This is a genomic window from Candidatus Nitrospira allomarina (genome assembly GCF_032050975.1).
GTDB classification, from domain to species: domain Bacteria; phylum Nitrospirota; class Nitrospiria; order Nitrospirales; family UBA8639; genus Nitrospira_E; species Nitrospira_E allomarina.
Genome location: NZ_CP116967.1, coordinates 624,640 through 642,950, shown reverse-complemented (window position 1 = coordinate 642,950; position 18,311 = coordinate 624,640). Strand labels below are relative to the sequence as shown.

The 18,311-nt window shown below is 49.2% G+C and carries 16 protein-coding genes; 8 read left to right on the top strand and 8 right to left on the bottom strand.

Annotated features, from left to right (window positions below; genetic code table 11):
• Positions 1-62 precede the first annotated feature (62 nt).
• From PP769_RS02740 to murJ, 5 genes are all read right to left on the bottom strand, one after another.
• Positions 63-983 carry an isoaspartyl peptidase/L-asparaginase family protein gene (locus tag PP769_RS02740; RefSeq protein ID WP_312644873.1) on the bottom strand — a complete coding sequence of 307 codons (921 nt, stop codon included), beginning with the start codon at positions 981-983 and terminating at the stop codon, positions 63-65.
• 55 nt (positions 984-1,038) lie between these two features.
• Positions 1,039-2,559 (bottom strand): diguanylate cyclase, encoded by a 1,521-nt coding sequence (locus PP769_RS02735; protein WP_312644871.1) that lies wholly within the window; start codon positions 2,557-2,559, stop codon positions 1,039-1,041.
• A 453-nt stretch (positions 2,560-3,012) separates the two neighbouring features.
• On the bottom strand, positions 3,013-3,576 hold the full coding sequence (locus PP769_RS02730) for a hypothetical protein (protein ID WP_312644869.1): 564 nt from the start codon (positions 3,574-3,576) through the stop codon (positions 3,013-3,015).
• A gap of 55 nt (positions 3,577-3,631) precedes the next feature.
• On the bottom strand, positions 3,632-4,129 hold the full coding sequence (dtd, locus tag PP769_RS02725) for a D-aminoacyl-tRNA deacylase (RefSeq protein ID WP_312644867.1): 498 nt from the start codon (positions 4,127-4,129) through the stop codon (positions 3,632-3,634).
• A 71-nt stretch (positions 4,130-4,200) separates the two neighbouring features.
• Complete coding sequence (gene murJ / locus PP769_RS02720) at positions 4,201-5,820, bottom strand: murein biosynthesis integral membrane protein MurJ (protein ID WP_312644864.1); 1,620 nt, start codon at positions 5,818-5,820, stop codon at positions 4,201-4,203.
• Between the two features lie 215 nt (positions 5,821-6,035).
• Between murJ and PP769_RS02715 the strand changes: the two genes are divergently transcribed.
• The gene (locus tag PP769_RS02715; protein ID WP_312644862.1) at positions 6,036-7,562 is read left to right on the top strand and encodes a spermidine synthase; all 1,527 of its coding nucleotides are present in this window, start codon (positions 6,036-6,038) and stop codon (positions 7,560-7,562) included.
• A 196-nt stretch (positions 7,563-7,758) separates the two neighbouring features.
• Here PP769_RS02715 and PP769_RS02710 read toward each other — a convergent pair whose 3' ends face one another.
• Positions 7,759-8,082 carry a hypothetical protein gene (locus PP769_RS02710; RefSeq protein ID WP_312644859.1) on the bottom strand — a complete coding sequence of 108 codons (324 nt, stop codon included), beginning with the start codon at positions 8,080-8,082 and terminating at the stop codon, positions 7,759-7,761.
• Between the two features lie 198 nt (positions 8,083-8,280).
• On the opposite strand from PP769_RS02710, the gene PP769_RS02705 reads away from it, so the two are divergent.
• Entirely contained in the window at positions 8,281-9,531 is a 1,251-nt protein-coding gene (locus PP769_RS02705; RefSeq protein ID WP_312644857.1) for an FG-GAP repeat domain-containing protein, read from the top strand.
• Between the two features lie 930 nt (positions 9,532-10,461).
• On the opposite strand, the gene ruvA is transcribed toward PP769_RS02705, so the two are convergent.
• A complete protein-coding gene (gene ruvA, locus PP769_RS02700; RefSeq protein WP_312644855.1) occupies positions 10,462-11,073 on the bottom strand; it encodes a Holliday junction branch migration protein RuvA in 612 nt (203 codons plus the stop codon).
• 267 nt (positions 11,074-11,340) lie between these two features.
• Entirely contained in the window at positions 11,341-12,096 is a 756-nt protein-coding gene (locus tag PP769_RS02695; protein WP_312644853.1) for a YebC/PmpR family DNA-binding transcriptional regulator, read from the bottom strand.
• A 221-nt stretch (positions 12,097-12,317) separates the two neighbouring features.
• On the opposite strand from PP769_RS02695, the gene fmt reads away from it, so the two are divergent.
• The 6 genes from fmt (at position 12,318) to PP769_RS02665 (ending at position 18,259) form a co-directional block, all read left to right on the top strand.
• Positions 12,318-13,301 (top strand): methionyl-tRNA formyltransferase, encoded by a 984-nt coding sequence (gene fmt / locus PP769_RS02690; RefSeq protein WP_312644851.1) that lies wholly within the window; start codon positions 12,318-12,320, stop codon positions 13,299-13,301.
• Between the two features lie 82 nt (positions 13,302-13,383).
• Complete coding sequence (locus PP769_RS02685) at positions 13,384-13,701, top strand: hypothetical protein (RefSeq protein ID WP_312644849.1); 318 nt, start codon at positions 13,384-13,386, stop codon at positions 13,699-13,701.
• A gap of 58 nt (positions 13,702-13,759) precedes the next feature.
• Positions 13,760-14,575 carry a 16S rRNA (adenine(1518)-N(6)/adenine(1519)-N(6))-dimethyltransferase RsmA gene (gene rsmA / locus PP769_RS02680; RefSeq protein WP_312644846.1) on the top strand — a complete coding sequence of 272 codons (816 nt, stop codon included), beginning with the start codon at positions 13,760-13,762 and terminating at the stop codon, positions 14,573-14,575.
• Positions 14,576-14,653: 78 nt separating this feature from the next.
• Positions 14,654-17,035, top strand: coding sequence for an FtsK/SpoIIIE family DNA translocase (locus tag PP769_RS02675; RefSeq protein WP_312644844.1), 2,382 nt, complete (start codon positions 14,654-14,656; stop codon positions 17,033-17,035).
• The gene (locus tag PP769_RS02670) at positions 17,032-17,721 is read left to right on the top strand and encodes a LolA family protein (protein WP_312644841.1); all 690 of its coding nucleotides are present in this window, start codon (positions 17,032-17,034) and stop codon (positions 17,719-17,721) included. Before PP769_RS02675 ends, PP769_RS02670 begins: the two co-directional genes overlap by 4 nt.
• A 61-nt stretch (positions 17,722-17,782) precedes the next feature.
• The gene (locus PP769_RS02665) at positions 17,783-18,259 is read left to right on the top strand and encodes a sigma-54-dependent transcriptional regulator (RefSeq protein ID WP_312644839.1); all 477 of its coding nucleotides are present in this window, start codon (positions 17,783-17,785) and stop codon (positions 18,257-18,259) included.
• Positions 18,260-18,311 lie beyond the last annotated feature (52 nt).

The window sequence follows — 18,311 nt, the reverse complement described above, 5'->3', positions numbered from 1 at the left end:
CGATGAACAGGATGAACGGCTAAGGTTGAGCGTTTCAATAAAAAATGGGCATTAAACACCTTTCAGGGAAAACGGTTTTTGACGACAGGCTTACCACGGCCGTTCCAATACCCGGCGCTCATCCATGGGGTGGTATGCCGAATCGCAAACTTGCCAGAGCGATCAAGGATGAGGCATCCGGCCTCCCCCTGTATTCGACTGACGAGTGCCTTGAGTGCATAGTTGGCAGCTCTTGCGGGTGTCCAGCCTAGCTCCAGCAGGATAGCCAGATGTTTGGCCATGCCGGTTCGTATGATGGATTCTCCTAAGCCCGTCATGGAAATGGCACCGGCGGTATCATCGGCATACACTCCCGCGCCGATTAAGGGGGTATCTCCTACACGGCCAGGTAACATGACCGCAACTCCCCCTGTTGAGGCCCCTGCGGCAAGATGGCCGGCACAGTCCAAGGCGACGGCACCGACGGTGTCATACAATCCTAACTGACGGTAAAGTGCTTGGGATTTAGGATTAATCGTGTTTCGTGAACTTCCTTTGTTTTTCAATGGAGTCGAACCCTTCAAATGGACCAATCGAGCTAAACCAAAATGCCCGGCCAATCGATTGGCATGTGAGCCGACTATCAATACATGGTCGGTGTCGGTCATGATCCGTCGCGCGGCGCAGATTGGATGAAGATATCCTTCCAGCCCTGCTACACCGCCAGCCGATATGGTCTGCCCGTCCATGATCGATGCGTCCATCCGTTGAATCCCGTCGAGTTGTCGAAGCGATCCTCGCCCGGCATTAAACAATCCCGATTCCTCCAGGTAACGGATCATGGTTTCTACCGCATCTAATGATGAATGCCCTGTCTTGAGGCATTCATATCCCTTCATGAGTGCCTCTGTCAGACAAACTGACTGATTGTGGGTTGGTTGTCGGGAGCCTGCTCCCCCATGGATCAGGACTTTGGGTGTGGGGATAGGTGTTGATTTAAGCAAAGGGCGAAGGATTTTACAAATCTTGGTGGCGAGTCGTGCTTTCTTCCTGATTCAATCAAACTGATTGTTCAGTTTGTATTTTGTCATAGGAGGTGTGTCTGTTGCCACCGTGTATTTTTGAATAATAGACGGCTTCATCTGCATCATGGAGTAAATTGGTGATAGTCGGATAGGGGTGATCAGGCGTGTGGGTTGCGATTCCAAGAGAAATGGTAACGTTGATGCGTCTGTCTTCGGCTATTTCATGAGTGGTGTCTCGAAACGCTGAGAGGATTCTCTCGCAAACCATAATGGCGGTGGTTGATGAAGCTTTTGGCAGTATGAGCACGAACTCTTCTCCACCGTAGCGTCCGACCGAATCGGTCGTGCGAAGGTTCGATCGTAAGAGATGGGCGGTAGATTGAAGAACCATATCCCCTGCCTGGTGACCATAGGTATCATTGACGGATTTAAATTTATCTAAGTCCCCAAATACCAGCGTCAAACATTCATTGCTGGCGAGAGCGTGTTTAAAAGAGGTTTCTAAGTATTTATCCAGGGAGGCTCTTGTCAATGCCCCGGTGAGGGGGTCGTGACGGTGGATTTCTTCCAAATTGTGAAACTTGGCTTCCATGGCGGCGTTATTCTGTTGAAGCTCCTGAACTTCCTTGATAGTTTGAAGGCTTCTGAGAAGAAGTGCCTCCCTGGCTTTCTCCAGAATGGCTTGAGGGTCGGTCCAGGTTTCTAAGTCAGTCCGGAATATTTTCTCTGTTTCCGGAAGAAGCCCTTGTGTTGTTTCCAAAACTTCCATGAGCCCCGCTGAAGTGAGATTCAGCGAAGTATGGGCATCCTCCCTGACCGCTTGGAGGTAGGTGCCGTGAGAGTCGCGTAAAAAGATTTCCGCAATTTTCCCTGCCAGCGACACACAGTAAACAAATTTTGCGCGTTCATCTCCTTGTGGAATGCGAGAGGGGTCATCGCTTCCAGCCACGGCCAATCGGAGCCGATCAGGAAAATTCCACTGCGTCAAGAGCCAACTTCCCACGGCAGCATGATTGACTCCTAGGAGTTGGAATTCATGGGAGATGATACTGGCATGGGAGGTTTGATCCAGGTCAGGGGGATTGTACAGGTCAGGGAATACCTGATCGAGGGCGAGCATTCCCAAATCTTGCATCAGACTCGAAAGATATAACTCTTCAATTTCAGCCAACCCACAGGCCGTTCCAAGGACACGGCTAGCCGTTCCTGCCAAAAGTGCACGTTTCCAATACAACCCATAGTCCAGGCCGGTTCCCCGACTGGTTTGTAGGGATTCCATTAATGAAAAGGAGAGGGCCAGAGAAATAGTCGCGTTGAGACCAAGGACCAACACTGCTTGGTGAAGACTTTCAACTTTTTTGCAATATGGGTATATCGGAGAATTGGCGATTCGTAGGATTTTACTAGCCAGAGCCGGGTCGCAATTGAGAATTCTGATGAAACTGTAGAGGTCGATTTCCGGTTCATTGGCTAAGTTGATGATTTGTATGGCGACGTTTGTCGGGCTTGGAAGGCTTGGGCAGGATTGTAGTTTCTTTTCAAGTTCTGGTGTCATAAAGCACTCTTGGTCAGAAGATCTTCGCGAGTGTCTCGAAAGACTCTGCATCCGAAGATCCACAAATCCTCATACTAACGGGGTCCATGAATACGAGGATATATCGGTGATGTTTTCCGATCATAGGCATTTCGGCATATTTGTATGTCATCTGAATAGGCATGTGAGGAAAATTGGTTTCTCTCTTTTTGATTCGGAAGCGATCCTCCTGATCGACCGGCTCGGAGCGAGAAGGCGGGATAAGGGAAAATGCAAGTGAAAAACATTGGGCCTCGAGAGAATAGGGATGTTCTGTCACATTGCTGTTGACTAAGCTGTTTTTGTCGGGTTTGCAAATTCTGTGGATGATGGGACTTGCCATCCCGGAAAATCCAGTGAGGCAGCGAAGAGGGCTGGGCAGGTGGGTCACCATATTGAGGAACGAGCGAAGGAAACGGCCATGAAGACCAGCGCTTAGTGGAAAAGCTGGCTTTGCGCTTGGTTCAGGCTAGAATCCTGAAAACGATCCAGGTCTAATCGGACAAAACCAAGGCCCGCGACGCAGAGTTCAAAATTCGTTGAAAGAGTTTGAAAGAGTGCGGGTGGATTTTTGCCCTGAGGATCTTGATGGGTAGCGACAATACTGTAGGAGCGTTTGCCGGCTTTGACGTAATCCACCAAAAAATCTTTGTGGTGAATAAGTCCGGAGCATTTTATCCGTTTGCAATATTCGGGGAAGAGTCCGGCCAGGAACAGGGTCAAATCCCCAATATGACGATGAATATCCCGCTCTTTTTCAGCAGAAGACTGTTGGCTATGGGATTCGGCCGCGTACAGGAGTTCCACCACTGTTTCGACGGGTTCTCCCTCATGGTCTTTGATACGGGAGAGTTGATCGATATGGATAAATTCGAGAAGCAGGTTTGAAACATATTCCGTCACTTGAAAATCTGGCCATCCCAATGCTTCGGAAAAGTTTCGTTCTGTCAACCGGCCAAATAACTGCCTTAGAGGATGTTGCTCAGGGATTTGTGTCATCAATGCCCTTCCCTCTCTTTCCACCGAATGTCCCTTCGTGAGGGTGTGTCGGTTTCTATGTATGTCTATCGGCCTGATGTAAGAGGTTCTTAACCTTATTTACTCCTTTGCCTGCCCTGCTGTCCAGGATGAGGGTCATTGGACCGTCATTGTCCAGTGACACGACCATTGTCTTACCAAACATTCCTGCTTGTACAGACAGATCGAGGGCTCGGAATTGTTCCAGTAATTCCTGATATCGCAACCGGGCTTGTTCCGGAGGCGCTGCCGATTCAAAGCTTGGGCGTCGTCCTTTTTCGGTATTAGCCAGTAAGGTAAATTGAGAGATCAGGAGGAGTTCGCCATTGATGTCTTGAAGGGCATCAGTGATTTTCCCTTGTGGGTCCGGGAAAATTCGTAGGCGAGGAATTTTCTGGACCATGAAGGACACGTCTTGTTCGGTATCGCCTTGGGCCACACCTAACAGAATGACGAGCCCCCGGTTGATGCGGGCGATAACTTGGCTTTCCACTGTGACTGAAGCCTGTCTGACGCGTTGAATAACGGCAATCATGAGCCCTTTCGTGATATCGCTTATCTAAGGACAGCCGGGCATGATGAAGGTATGCCTGTCAGTCCGTATGCTTACGTTGTAGAAGTTGGTTTGCGTATCTTTCGTCGCAACATGAGCGTCAGGTGGATGAGCTCCTCTGACTTGAATACATGGTGAACGGAAAAATATCCAATCGTGCTTGCAACAAGCGCCAGAGTCAACCAGGCAAATTTTTCGAGGCTCTGTCCTGTTGTCTGCCATAGCGGGAATCCTGCAATCCAGAGAGAAACGGCAATGAGAGGGAGAAGGGCTATTCCTGTGCGGACCAGGGATAGGCCGAGTGTTTTCCACAGTAACCCCTGAAGCCGGTTCCCCAAAATGGTCAGTAAGATAAGGGTGTTCCCCATTGCGGCACATGCGGTCGCCAGGGCTAACCCGGTGTATTGAAGCCATTGCATAAGCCATAATGACAGCCCAATGTTGAGGCCAACCGAAGCTACAGCCACGATGGCGGGTGTTTTCGTATCTTGAAGGGAATAAAACGCGGTTGCCAGAATTCGATAACTGGCGAATGCCCACAATCCGATTGAAAAGCCGAGAAGGGCCGAAGCGGTTCCCAGTGTGTCCATGGCCGAAAAGGCGCCATGCTCGAAAAACACATGAATAATGGGTATGCGTAATAGGATCAGCCCAACCATTGATGGAAGGATGATAAAAAGCACCATGCGTAACCCGAAATTTACCGTTTCCCGTAGTTCATGAAGGGCTCCACGGGCTGCTTGGCCGGATAAGGTTGGCAAAATGGCCGTGGCCATTGCCACACCAAATATCCCTAACGGGAATTGAATGAGGCGCATGCCATAAAACAGATACGTGGGGCCTCCTTGAAAATACGAAGCTAAAATTGTGCTGATGGTGAGATTGATTTGGGTCACAGCTAAGCCTAACAGAGAAGGAATGAGCAGAAAGCCCATTCGTTTCACTCCGGGATGGCCCGGATGAAAATTCCAGGACAATGGGAAATTATGCTTGTGCAAACTGGGCAATTGCATGAGGAATTGAGCGAGGCCTCCCACCACAATGCCAATGGCTACAGCCAGAATCGCCTGATCAAATAACGGCGAAACGGCTACTGCAAAGAAAATGACACACAGATTGAAAAAGACAGGAGCCAAGGCAGGAACCGCAAATGAATGGAGGGAATTGAGTATTCCCATGGCCAGAGCCGCAAGACTCACGAAGAGTAAATAGGGAAACATGATCTGCGTGAGGAGCGTGGTCGTGGCGAGTTGATTCGCTTGCCCATGGAGGCCTGGCGCAAGAAGCCAGACGAGACTCGGAGCGGCAACGATGCCCATTAAGGTGACAAGGGTCACGAGCGTCAGGAGCGTGGTGAATGCTGCGCTGGCTAATTCCCAGGTTTCCTGCTTGGAGCGGGTCGAATGATATTCGGTGAATACCGGGATAAAGGCGGAAGACATGGACCCTTCCGCAAAAAGTTCTCGCAACAGATTGGGAATTCGATAGGCGATATAAAAGGCGTCTGCTGAAGCGTTGGCGCCAAACAAATTGGCGAGAGTGACATCTCGAATAAATCCGAGAATCCGACTGCAGAAAGTGGCTCCGCCGATCAGGCCGGCCGCACGGCTAATATGATGAGCCTCTCCTTGAGGAGATGACGGAGCTGGTGGAGGTTGAGCTGATTGGGACATCCGAATGGGAATGTTACCGGAAAGGGTTGAGTTGTTTCACCTGTCAGATGTCAGGTGGCGATTGTCTTCCCTAGTATTATAAGGGTGACCGGTTACGCATGTAGAACCTAAATGCGGGCGCTTTCGCTTCGTCTTGAATTGACACCCTCTAAATCATGCTTTAGCATCAATTCCCTTTTGTCCATCCAATTCTCCATCTTATGACAAGATCTTCGTTGACTCAATCCAGTCTGCCACGATGGTGGTGCTTTGCGACTGCCTTTTCTACGGGTGCGGTGGTGATGGCGCTGGAAATTTTAGGAAGTCGACTTCTCGCCCCGGTTTTTGGCAGTTCACTATTTGTCTGGGGCGCGCTGATCGGGGTGGTCCTGGCTGCCATGAGCAGTGGGTATGCGGCCGGAGGGTGGCTGGCTGATCGGTATGCTCCGCAGAGGGTTCTGGCTGGGCTGTTGTTGTTGTCCGGCACTTGGACCTTATTATTGGCATGGGCAGGGCAGCCCGTAGTTTTTGGAGTGGCCCGATGGATTCAGGATCCTCGCTGGGGGCCATGTTTTGCAGCCAGTGTGCTATTGGCGGTTCCGGCATTTGGATTGAGCGGCGTTCTCCCGGCCCTCTTGCGTTTGGCTATTGGGGATATGGGGCATCTTGGACGTCATACCGGTGGCATGATTGCGGTTTCAACTATTGGAAGCCTCATCGGAACGTGGGGGACGTCCTTTTATCTTTTAACCTGGCTGGGTAGTGCTACATTGGTCGCTATCCTTGGCGTGGTTCAGGTATGTCTTGGTCTATGGTGGATATTCAGAGTTGGAATACTCCAGCCGAGTCTACAGGCCCTGCTTCTTGCGGGAGTAGCCGGAATGACCTGGATGGGTTTTCATCCGGTCAGCATTTTGCCACCGGCCATTTATCAGGAGGATAGCCCGTACCAACAGGTTAGAGTGAGTGAAAATGATTTATTCCGTTATCTCATTTTGGACAATACCTTTCACGCGGTGATGTGGAAAGCGACCCCGGAATCTCTTGCCTTGCCCTATAGCCAAGTCATGATGGGTGTATTGCCGGTTGTCGAGAATCCTAAGCGAGGATTGATTTTAGGTCATGGCGGAGGATCCTTGGCAAAGTGGTTAGGGAGGAACTGGCCGGATTTGGAATTAGATGTGGTCGAAATGGATCCGTCTGTTGTTCGAGCTGCTGAACGGTATTTTGGTTATACGCCACCGCTCAACCATCATGTTTATGTGGAGGATGCCCGCACGTTTTTACGAAATAATCCTCTCCAATATGATGTGGTGTGGGTCGATGTATTTGCCAGGCATCTCATTCCGTTCCATGTCACGACTCAGGAATTCTTTGAGGAATTACGAAAGCATGTGCATCCAGAAGGCGCGGTTGCTGTTAATCTGGCGTCTTCCGATTCGCCCGCAAATGTTCGTCGTGCACAAGCGGTGTTGACCACGATGCAACTGGCATTTCCTGAAGTGGTGTCCTACGGTGTCGCAGGCCCTGAATGGTTAGATACAAAAAAAGGTTCCGTGAACCTGATTTTTTTTGGTGGGAAACCTGTCTCCGTCATGCGTGGTCCGCAGTTTTTGGATGTTCTAGTCCGCCAGATGAATCGTGATCGATTTCCGCCAGAAGGGATTGCATTTTTCATGTCGCAGGAGCCGGTCCTTCTGGCTCCTGGGCAGATTCTGACTGATGATTTCTCTCCGCTAGATTTACTTCAAGGAGAAGGGTAAGCATCCCTTTTGCTTTGAGTCAGCAGGGTTCCTCCCCTCATTCCTAAAAACGACGTAGGATACCTCTCCGCTTGCTTTATTTTGGCCGTCGGAAAGCGTTGTTGCGACCATTCTAGCCTGAAGACAGAGATTGTCGGGACACAGGCAATCGAAGGAGTTAACAATATGTTCAGGAGGTATGGGGCCTGATGTCATCCTATTTTGAACAGACCGCCTCTGGCCAAAACTTGTATCGAATTTGTGGTAGTTGAGCGCCGTCAAAATTCGGGAGATCATAAAGACATCGATCAACCACGGCTACCTCATCTCTGGTAAATTCAAAGACCTTCCGTGTTTTCCAAAATTGATCCAGCGTAAAATAATCGCCTGTGGTTGGCTTCTCCGCCAGTGCAGCCTGAAGTGCTTTAAAGACGGCGGTATCAGTTCCTGGAATACGTCCGTTGTTGCGGGTAATGCACCATTTTATGATTTCGGCTACCCCATACATGCTTAGATCAATTTTCTGCTTTTCTTCGGCCATGATTTCCTCCTTACAAACAGACAAAAAGACAAGGGACCTCTATAACATAAAGAGAGTCGAGTCATCCAGTGTGCGAAGGTCATACCTTTACAAAATTGCCTCTGGCAAAATCTGTGGCCCGGTAGAAAAAGAGGATTTCTCGGGCTACTAGCAGGTTTTACATCATTTGGAAAAATCCGTATACTCGAGGCGCTGGGCATGGCTTATCCTGCATCTATAATTGCACCCTCTCAACCCCCACATTCTGGAGAAAGGCAAGAAGAATTGTATTCCAGTCAATCTTTGTGGGCTCGACTTGTCATTCCTCTGGGCCTTTTGGGCCTACTGTCTTTGGTCGGTTGTCCTACGCGTGAAGAGTACAATCCTCCTGATCTGATTTATCATTATTTAGATATTCCGGTCGGTAAAAACCCTACGTCAATCCGGGCCAGTGATTTTAACGGTGATGGGTTTACGGATTTGATTACCAGCAATATTCAGGGAAATTCCTTGTCACTGCTGTTGGGAAAGGGGGACGGGAGTTTTCAGGACCAAAAAACGATTTCTGCCTGCCAGGAGCCGAGGAATGTGGCTGTGGATGATTTTAATCTGGACCACGTGCCGGATTTCGTTGTGGCGTGCTCCGGGGATAATCATGCTCTCGTGTTTTTGGGACAAGGCGATGGCACTTTTTTGCGTGGGGCCCAATACCTGGTTCATCGTACGCCAGTGAGTATTGCCACAGGAGATTTTAATGAAGATTTTCTTCCTGATTTAGCGGTGGCCCTCCGCAACGACAAAATCCAAATCCTGTTGGGTATGGGGAACGGCAAATTTCGATTGGGACCGTTATATGAATATGGAGATACACCTACCTCTGTGGCTACCGAAGATTTGAATGGGGATAAACATTTGGATTTGGCCGTGACCAATGGAGGGCCGATGAGTCATGCGGTGTCGATCTGGCTGGGTTTGGGGGATGGCACCTTCCAAGCTCCAACTGACTATCGAACTGGCAAGCGGCCATTGGGAGTCTCCTTTGGAGACTTCAATACTGATCGTGCCATAGATCTTCTCGTGATTAACGGTGAAATGAACACCATTACCGTGTTTTTAGGAAACGGGGATGGGACTTTTCAGGAGGGAAGGGAGTCGGGCGGTGATGCCGGTCCAAATTTTGGAGTGGCTCAGGATTTTGATGGCGACAAAGTTCCGGATGTGGCCGTTGCCAATATTCAATCCGGAAGTATTTCATTGCTATTTGGGAAGGGCGATGGAACCTTTCATTATCCTCCAAGAGATTATCCCACTCCGCATGCCCCATTTGCATTAACCACCCTATCGATTGCCACCGATCGGGGGGAAGAACCGGGATTAGCGGTCGTGAATAATGCCTCAAGTAATGTCTCTATTTTTTTACATCATGGGTTGAATATCCGGAAGGGCCAATTCCCGGCAACTCCTTCTTAAATCCTTCTTCAAATGTGAAGTTCTTGACACCCGATTTCTGCAATGATTACAGTAACTTTGCCCTTCAGAAAGATGCGTAACGCCGGTCCAAAGCGTGATTCAGCCTTGTGAGGAGAATGTGCGAACTTTTGGCTGGTGGTTTGGAATGGGGTCTCTGTTGACCTTAGCTGTTTTGCTTGTCCAGGGAGGGATGAGAGACCTGATTTATGGTTCGTCGTATTCTGGGACCTGGGAAGGAATTCTTTCCATGGGACTGACGGTTTTTGGAGGTGGAGTTATTGCGGGCTGTGTAGCGGTGATCTTGAATCGACTTCGCTAGACAACCGTGATGATTTGGGAAAAAGACTGTAAGGGACTGTAATCCGCCTGTTCTTTGGGGGGTTGGCAAGGAAAGGTGGGGATTGTCCCATACGCTCATCGTGAGTATCTCATCCAGGAGTAGGTCTGTATCGATATGACGTGTCTCAGATGCCAAGGAACTATGCTGGTTGAACGTCAGTACACCCGAGTTTCACGTCGGTTCAACGCAAAATGTATCAATTGCGGATTTTGGTTTGATTTAGCAGATGTGTTACGTTTCTTTAAGCGCGTCCTCGAAAGCGGTTACAACGGTCAAAAAATCCGTGAAACCCTCTAGCCTGTCTAAAGCCTCCCGCCCTACTTTCATTCAACTTAGTAACTCAAAAACTTTATAATTGATTGAGTCTCTGTTTGGTTTCTGTGGTGTGGCAAACAACTGAGTGAATTCTAAGGATTTTGCTGTGGCGTATTGGGTTTTTATTTCTGAGGGCAGTCCTGATTTCCGGAATAACGCTCCTATTGTCTCTCAATCCTTGATTCCACATTTTAGTCACACCTTGACGTTGGCCAATACCCCAATATTCATGTGAGGCCAAAACCTGTAGTCCCTTAACACCGGACCTATTTCAATTACCCTTTAGCTAATTCTTTGAGGGTTGTGCGGATGAGGTCTTCAAGTTCGTAGTGTTCGTCCAATTTAGCCGTCGCGAGATTCATGGCTTTTTTGACTTCTTGGGCGCGATATCCCAAATTGATGAGGGCGGAGGCGGCTTCCTCCTGGAGAAAATTGGTCGGTTCGGTCGGAGCTGGAGAGGGCTCGTGGGAATTCGTAAGCATGATGCGATTGGTTTTGTCTTTTAACTCCAGCACGATTCGACTCGCCGATTTTTTTCCAACTCCGGGAATGGAAGCTAAGGTTTCAAGATCACCAGTTTCAATTGCTGTACACAAATCTCGGATGGAAAGGGTCGATAAGGCACTCAGGGCGAGTTTCGGTCCGACCCCGCTGATGGTGGTAAGAAGTGAAAAAGCTTGTTTCTCTTCAGTGGTGGAAAATCCAAAAAGCTGAATGGTGTCATTCCGCAAGTGGGTGGAGACAAAAACTTGCACGGTGGAATTGATTTCAGGCAGGCTGAAATAGGTGGAAAGGGCAATAAATACATGATAGCCCACGCCCTGCACAGAAATTACGGCGTCTTGTGGCGTTTTGGAAAAGAGAGTTCCTGACAGTGAGGCGATCATGATTGTGCGAAACCCAAACTATCTGCAAATGATGAAGGGATGGTGGGGATTGTGAAGGGGCAAAGTAGGAATAAAGAAGGATAGAGCGGAGTGGAGCCAAGAAGGCAGAGAGCCTGTCCAGGATTAGCGATCATAAGGAGGCTCTGATTGTTTGAGTCAGGCGTTTTGAACGTTTGAGGCAAAGTTGGGTAATTGGGCGAGACGGATCTGAAAATCTGGAGGAAACCAGGGCTTCCGCAATAGATCGGTCTAATATTAGACAGCCTCCTAGGCACTGTCGGCAGCCATTTTCTCCATCAATTCGTCAGATATCTCAAAGTTGGCATGGACCTTGGACACGTCTTCGTTCTCTTCCAGGAGATCCATGAGTTTTAAGGCTTGCTCTGCATCTCTGCCTTCAAGTTGAATGTGGTTTTGTGCGATAAAGGTTAGCTCGGACAGACTGGTTTCAATCTGAGCCTTCTGTATTGCTTCCTTGACGGCTTCAAAATTTGCTGGTTCAGAAATGACCTCAAATCCGGTGGGAGTTTGTTTCACGTCTTCAGCTCCGGCTTCCAGTGCTAGCTCGAATAGTTGTTCTTCAGTCACCGCCTGGTTTTCGATAACCAGTAACCCTTTTTTTTGGAATTGCCAGGCGACTGCGCCGGCTTCGGCCATCGTCCCATTATTTTTGGTGAGAATATTTCGAACTTCGGCTACCGTCCGATTACGTTTGTCGGTTGAAATTTCTAGAAGAAGTGCCGTGCCTCCTGGTCCATAGCCCTCCAACATAAACTCTTCGAATTGCATTCCCGGAAGTTCTCCGGTCCCTCGCTGAATAGCCCGTTTGACGGTATCGGCTGGCATATTCACTTCTTTGGATTTTGCAATAGCTTGGCGTAAGGCAGGATTGCCGTCCGGGTCGCCGCCGCTACGAGCGGCAATGGAAATCTCACGGATCACGCGGGTAAAAATTTTCCCCCGCTTGGCATCTTGTGCGCCTTTGTGGCGCTTAATTGTTGACCAATGACTATGTCCACCCATGCTCGCGATCCATTCCTCTAATTAAAGGCATCGAAAATACCAGAATGTGCCCCCGCGTGGGCTTCTATCACAGTAATTGAAAGGGAGTCAATGCACGTGATCATGGCAGAATAAGAGGTTTGGAATCGTAAGCAGGGTGGGTAGTTGTTGTCCTGAAGAGGCAGCAAGCTATATCCTGTTCAATTGATTTTCTTCTTTATCCGGTGTTAAGGAAATTAGTCATGCGCATCGTATTTATGGGCACCCCAGCCTTTGCGGTTCCTACGCTTCAACAGTTATTGAAGTCAGAATTTTCTGTCGTCGGGGTGGTGTGTCAGCCTGACCGACCGAGTGGGCGTGGGAAGAAAGTTCAGGTGGGGCCGGTAAAGGCGCTGGCATTGTCACAAAATATCCCGGTGGTGCAGCCTGAAAAAATGAAGGATCCCAAGTTAATGGAAATTCTTCGAGCATGGGAGCCTGAAGTGGTGGTGGTTGCTGCGTTTGGACGAATTTTACCCAAACCCATTCTTGATCTTCCCCCGAAAGGATGCCTGAATGTGCACGGGTCCCTTCTTCCGAAGTATCGAGGTGCTGCACCCATTCAATGGGCTGTGATCCAGGGAGAGGTGAAGACCGGGGTTACCATTATGCTTATGGACGAAGGGATGGACACGGGAGCCATTCTTCAACAGGAAGAAATTTCTATTGGGCAGGATGAAACCTCAGGAGAGTTAGCTCCACGAATGGCTCAGGTTGGCGGAGCCCTTCTAGTCAGGACACTGCGTGGATGGATCGAGGGCACAATGCCCCCTATCCCCCAAAATGATTCGGCGGCGACTATGGCGCCCATTTTGACCAAAGAAGATGGGTTGCTGCATTGGGAGCGACCTGCGCGAACCCTCGCCAATCGCATTCGCGGACTGTCGCCATGGCCTGGTGTGTATACGTTTCTGGAGGGTGAACGATGGGGGATTTGGAAAGTCCAAGTTGAAGATCAAGAACCAGGTGCCCGGCATACTGCCTATGATATATCTCAGGCCCCAGGCACCATTACTGCTATCACGAAACAGGCCATCCGTGTCCAAACTGGTCAGGGAAGTTTGAATCTTTTGGAGATTCAACCGGAAAATAAAAAACGCATGCATGTTTCTGACTATATAGCCGGGCATCGAGTGACCATCGGCATGACCTTTTCAACGGGGAAGCATGACGATTTGGCGATGTAATCCTGTGGTAAAAATTTGTGGCACCGTCTGGGTTCTGGTGCCAGGCGTTTTCATATGACCCGTTTTGGTGGAAAAGGATCCAATGATGACCGATCAAACCTCAGATTTATTGGCCTATATTCAGAGTCAAATAGAGGAAATCACCACTATTCATGCACAGGCGGAGAAGGCCCTCAATGCCGTGCAGGGAAAAGACCATGTCACCAAGTGGAAGAGAAAAGTGATTAATGGTCTAGAACCCTACGTGAGTCAGGCATATCTTCAGCACATTACCAAGGAATGGCTGGAAACCACCTATTTTGTGGGCGATGTGTTTGATGAATTAGCCGATGAAGTGGACATGTGCCGTCGGCACCTTAAGAAGTTGGTTAAGGACATTCAGACCACCGGTATCCCCTGATGCCTCCTTCCCATATGAAGCACCAGGTTGAACCTTCTCATTTTTCTCCCCGTCTATAATGGCACCCCTTCCTCCTTATCCGCGCAAACGGCTCGGTCAGCATTTCCTTATTGACCGAAATTTACTTCGAAAAATTATCAATCTGGCGGACCTCCAGCCCGATGAATATGTCTGTGAAATTGGACCGGGTGGCGGCGCATTGACCAGATTGTTATGCCAATCGGCGAAGCGGGTGTTAGCCTTGGAAGTTGATCCCCGTATGGTGGATTTCTTGAAAAAGGAATTTGCGGAATGTTCGAACCTTGATATTCAAGAACACGATGCACTCCGCTTTCCCTTCGATCAACTACCAGAGCCTGCTGTGGTAGTGGCTAATTTGCCCTATAACATTTCAACGCCCATTATGTTCCGGTTGTTAGAAGCCCGGCCAAAGATCCATCGAATGATCCTAACCGTGCAACTGGAAGTCGCCAAGCGGTTAACTGCCAAACCCAATACTAAAGACTATGGTGTGCTATCCGTTATGGCCCAACGCTTGGCCGATGTCCGTTTCGGTTTCCCCGTGTCTCGAAAATGCTTTCGCCCCGTTCCTGATGTAGATTCGGGAGTGGTGCGGTTGGATATTCGTGTTCATCAGCCATATTCTGCTCAGGAAGCTGACGTGTTTGCTTTGGTGGTGCGGGCGGCATTTGGTCAACGCCGAAAAACCCTCCTCAACGCATTACGAGGAGCGGGTTTTTCTTTGACCTGTCTAGAAAGTGCTCAAATTCGTACAGGTATCACATTAACTAGGCGAGCGGAAACGCTGTCGGTGGGGGAGTTTCAGCATTTAAGTGAAGCGCTCAATGGCCCAATGCTGTCCTCCGATTCTTAATATCTCGAGGATTTTGTAACCTTGTCATATGCGTAAGGGTTGTTTGCTCGATAGAAACACTTATGGTAGGATTTTTTGATGAGTGTCTTCCCTAGTTCAAAGACCAAGCCAACAAAAGACCAAACCAAGGGATTCTCTGTCTTAACCACACAAGTTGTGGGAATTTTAGTCGCAACTTTGGGCATTCTTGGGCTGCTCAGCCTGGCAACCTTTTCTCCTTCTGACCCGATTCTTTTTTCCGAGCAACCTTCCTCAAATTCCATTCCCGAAAACGCTGTAGGTCTAATTGGAGCTACTCTCGCGTTTTCCCTCCTCACTGTGGCGGGAGGGGGGGCTTATGTAGTTCCGTGCTTGCTCATCGGGTTGGGTTTAAGCGTCCTATGGGGGGAAAAACTTCGTATTACGTCTGGCAGTCTTCTGGGATCGCTGCTTGGTGTTCTCTCTTTCAGCGCACTGCTACATCTTAGATTTTCAGACCAGCCTCAAGTCTCCGACATGGATGTCTTAGGGGTAAGCCAGGGTGGAGTTGTGGGACAATGGGTAGCAGCCGGGCTTGGATCGTACCTGGCGGTCACGGGTGCCACGATCATGCTTGGGGCACTGTTACTTATTGCCTTCCTTTTGCTTGTGCCGTTATCGATTGGGCAAATTGCTCGAACTCTCCTGAATTTTTTGGGGCGCCTTAAAAATACTGTGGTGGAATCGGTGAGGGAACGAGACTGGTGGGTGGCGGAGTCCCAACCAAAAATGAATAAATCGATTCGAATTAATCGTCAATTGGCTGCTCGTGGTGGTATCGGTGCGATGGTTTTGGAAACTTTGGAACCCAAGTCCAAGTTATCCAAGACAAAAAGAGATGATTTGCCAGCTACCATCGAGATAACGCCTACTCTCCCACACATTGAGGAAGTCGACGACACCTTTATTTCTCGCAAGAAAATTTCAAAGTCCTATCAAATGCCTTCCCCAACCGATCTGCTGGATACTCATGCTGCGCGGGCAGCTCATCAGACCGATGCGGTGTTAAAATCTCAGTCCGAAGTTCTTGTGAACACGTTGGCAAGTTTTGGGATTGAGGGAGGCGTCACGGATGTGCATCCTGGACCGGTGATTACCATGTATGAGTTTGCTCCCGGTCCCGGCATCAAAGTCGCCCGAATTGTGAATTTGGCTGATGACCTGGCCATGGCCTTAAAGGCCTTAAAAGTTCGAGTGGTGGCTCCTCTCCCAGGAAAATCCACCGTAGGTATTGAAGTGCCGAATCCCCAGCGTGAAACGGTTGGATTGAAGGAGATGTTGACATCAGAGGCTTTCACCCGGGCCCGTTCAAAGCTGGCCTTGGCCTTGGGGAAAGATATTTTTGGGCGACCGGTGGTGACAGATCTCCGGACCATGCCCCATTTATTGGTGGCGGGTGCGACAGGGTCAGGAAAAAGTGTGGGGCTGAACTGCCTGTTATTAAATATTCTATTTACGGCCCATCCCGACGAAGTGAAACTCCTGTTAATTGATCCCAAAGTGTTGGAATTGCAGGTGTACGATGGGATTCCCCATCTCATTCGCCCGGTTATCACCAATCCCAAAGAAGCAGCTCGTGGGTTAGGGTGGGTCGTACAAGAAATGGAGCGTCGTTACCAGGTGTTAGCGGAATTGGGTGTTCGAAATATTGATGCCTATAATAAAAAAGTTACCGACTCTCAGGAGACGGGTTCTCCACTTCAGACCGTGAAGAAGCTGAGCAAGGGTCAATCGATGGATGTGGAGGAGGGGGCCCCACTTCTGGAGTCTTCGCAAGAAGAGCGGGTTCTGTTGCCCTACATTGTAGTGGTCATTGATGAATTCGCCGATCTGATTATGGTGGCGCCTAAGGATATTGAAGATCGCATCGCGCGACTCGCTCAGATGGCCCGTGCGTCAGGCATTCATCTTGTCTTGGCGACTCAAAGACCATCAGTGGATGTCGTGACTGGATTGATCAAGGCTAATTTCCCTGCACGTATCGCGTATCAAGTTTCTTCAAAAATTGATTCCCGGACCATTTTAGACGCGAATGGAGCAGAAAGTCTTTTGGGAAAAGGTGATATGCTGTTTTTATCCTCCGGCACCGGTGGAATTAACAGACTGCACGGTCCTTATGTCTCGGATGAGGAAGTGCGTGGGGTAGTGGAATGGGTCAAATCCCAAGCCACTCCCGTCTATGACCCGGTGGCCCTAGAGTCCGTTCAGGAACCCTCGGTGGATGAACAGGATCGCGATGAGACCTATGAGCGGGCAAGAGAATTGGTGATGACCACAGGACAGGCCTCAGCCTCGTTTATTCAGCGTCGCTTGCGAGTGGGGTATCCCCGAGCAGCCCGGATGATTGAGCAAATGGAGGAGGAAGGTCTGGTGAGTGCTCCAGGGCGTGATGGGAGACGAGAGGTCCTCGCTCGAAGTACGGTTATTGCGGAGATAGGATGATGTCACTGCCGTTCCTGCGATGGGCGATCTATCTAGGCATTATTTGCTTTATGATGCCTGTATCCGATACCTCGGCGGCATCTGTTTCCGTCATGGAAGATATCGTTGCGAAGGTTGATGCTCGTTATGCTCAGACCAAAGATTTGCAAGCTGACTTCGTCCAGGAAACCATTCTTGAAGGATTTACGACGGGGTTTACCTCTTCAGGGCGGCTCTATTTAAAAAAGCCTGGATTGCTTCGATGGGATTATCTTCATCCATCGGAAGAGCAGATTTATGTGAATGGTGATCAGGTCATGATGTATGTCCCTGAGCATCAGCAGGTGGTCAAAGGGGCGCTTACGCAAATGGCCGCGTCCAAGGGGCCCCTAGCTCTTCTGCAGGGGGCAGGAAATCTATCTCAGCAATTTACGATTCTGGAATCCGCAGATGGCTCGAAAGATAATGAAAAGTTCCCGAGTCTCACCTTAGTCCCTAAGCCTGTTGACCAAACCCCTCCAACTATCAAGAAAATTGTGCTCAAACTCTTTCCTGATACGTATTTTATTCAGGGTATTACCTTGTTTGAGGTGAGCGGGAATATCTCTCATGTGATGTTTGACCACATTCAGGCGAATACGGGTCTTTCGTCCAGTCAGCTCACTTTTGATGTTCCGCCGGATGTTGTGGTGGTGGAATTACCCTGATTTCAACATTCAGGTCTGTCGTTTTAGATGGTATTCTCTGATAAGGAAAAGGTGGAAAGAAATGGCTGAACGCATCTTGGTTGTGGATGACGACAAGGGAGTTCGGGAAGCCCTGTCAGAGTTCTTGCTATCATTGGGTTATACCGTCGTCATGGCCGAAAATGGTGAAGAGGCCCTGAAACAATATCGTAAGGGTGACTTTGACGTGATAATGGCGGACTTGATTATGCCCAATATGGATGGCATGGAATTGTTGAGGCGTATCCGTGAGGCCAAAAATGATGAGGTAATTTTTCTGATGATCACTGGACATCCCTCCATTGGCACGGCGGTGGAGGCTATTAATCGTGGGGCCGATGATTATATTACCAAACCCTTCCATCTCGAGGACGTCAGGTTGCGGGTAACGAAAGCCTTGGAAAAACAAACCCTAAAAGGCCGCTTAAAAACAGCTCAAGGCTTGGCCTGGGGTTTAATGTTGTCCATTCCTCTTTGGCTCTTATTGGGGATAATTCTGGTTATCCTGTTCAAAGGATAAGTCGCTGTTTCCTCCAGTGGTTTTTGTGTGGTCATGGCTCAATCGCCAATCC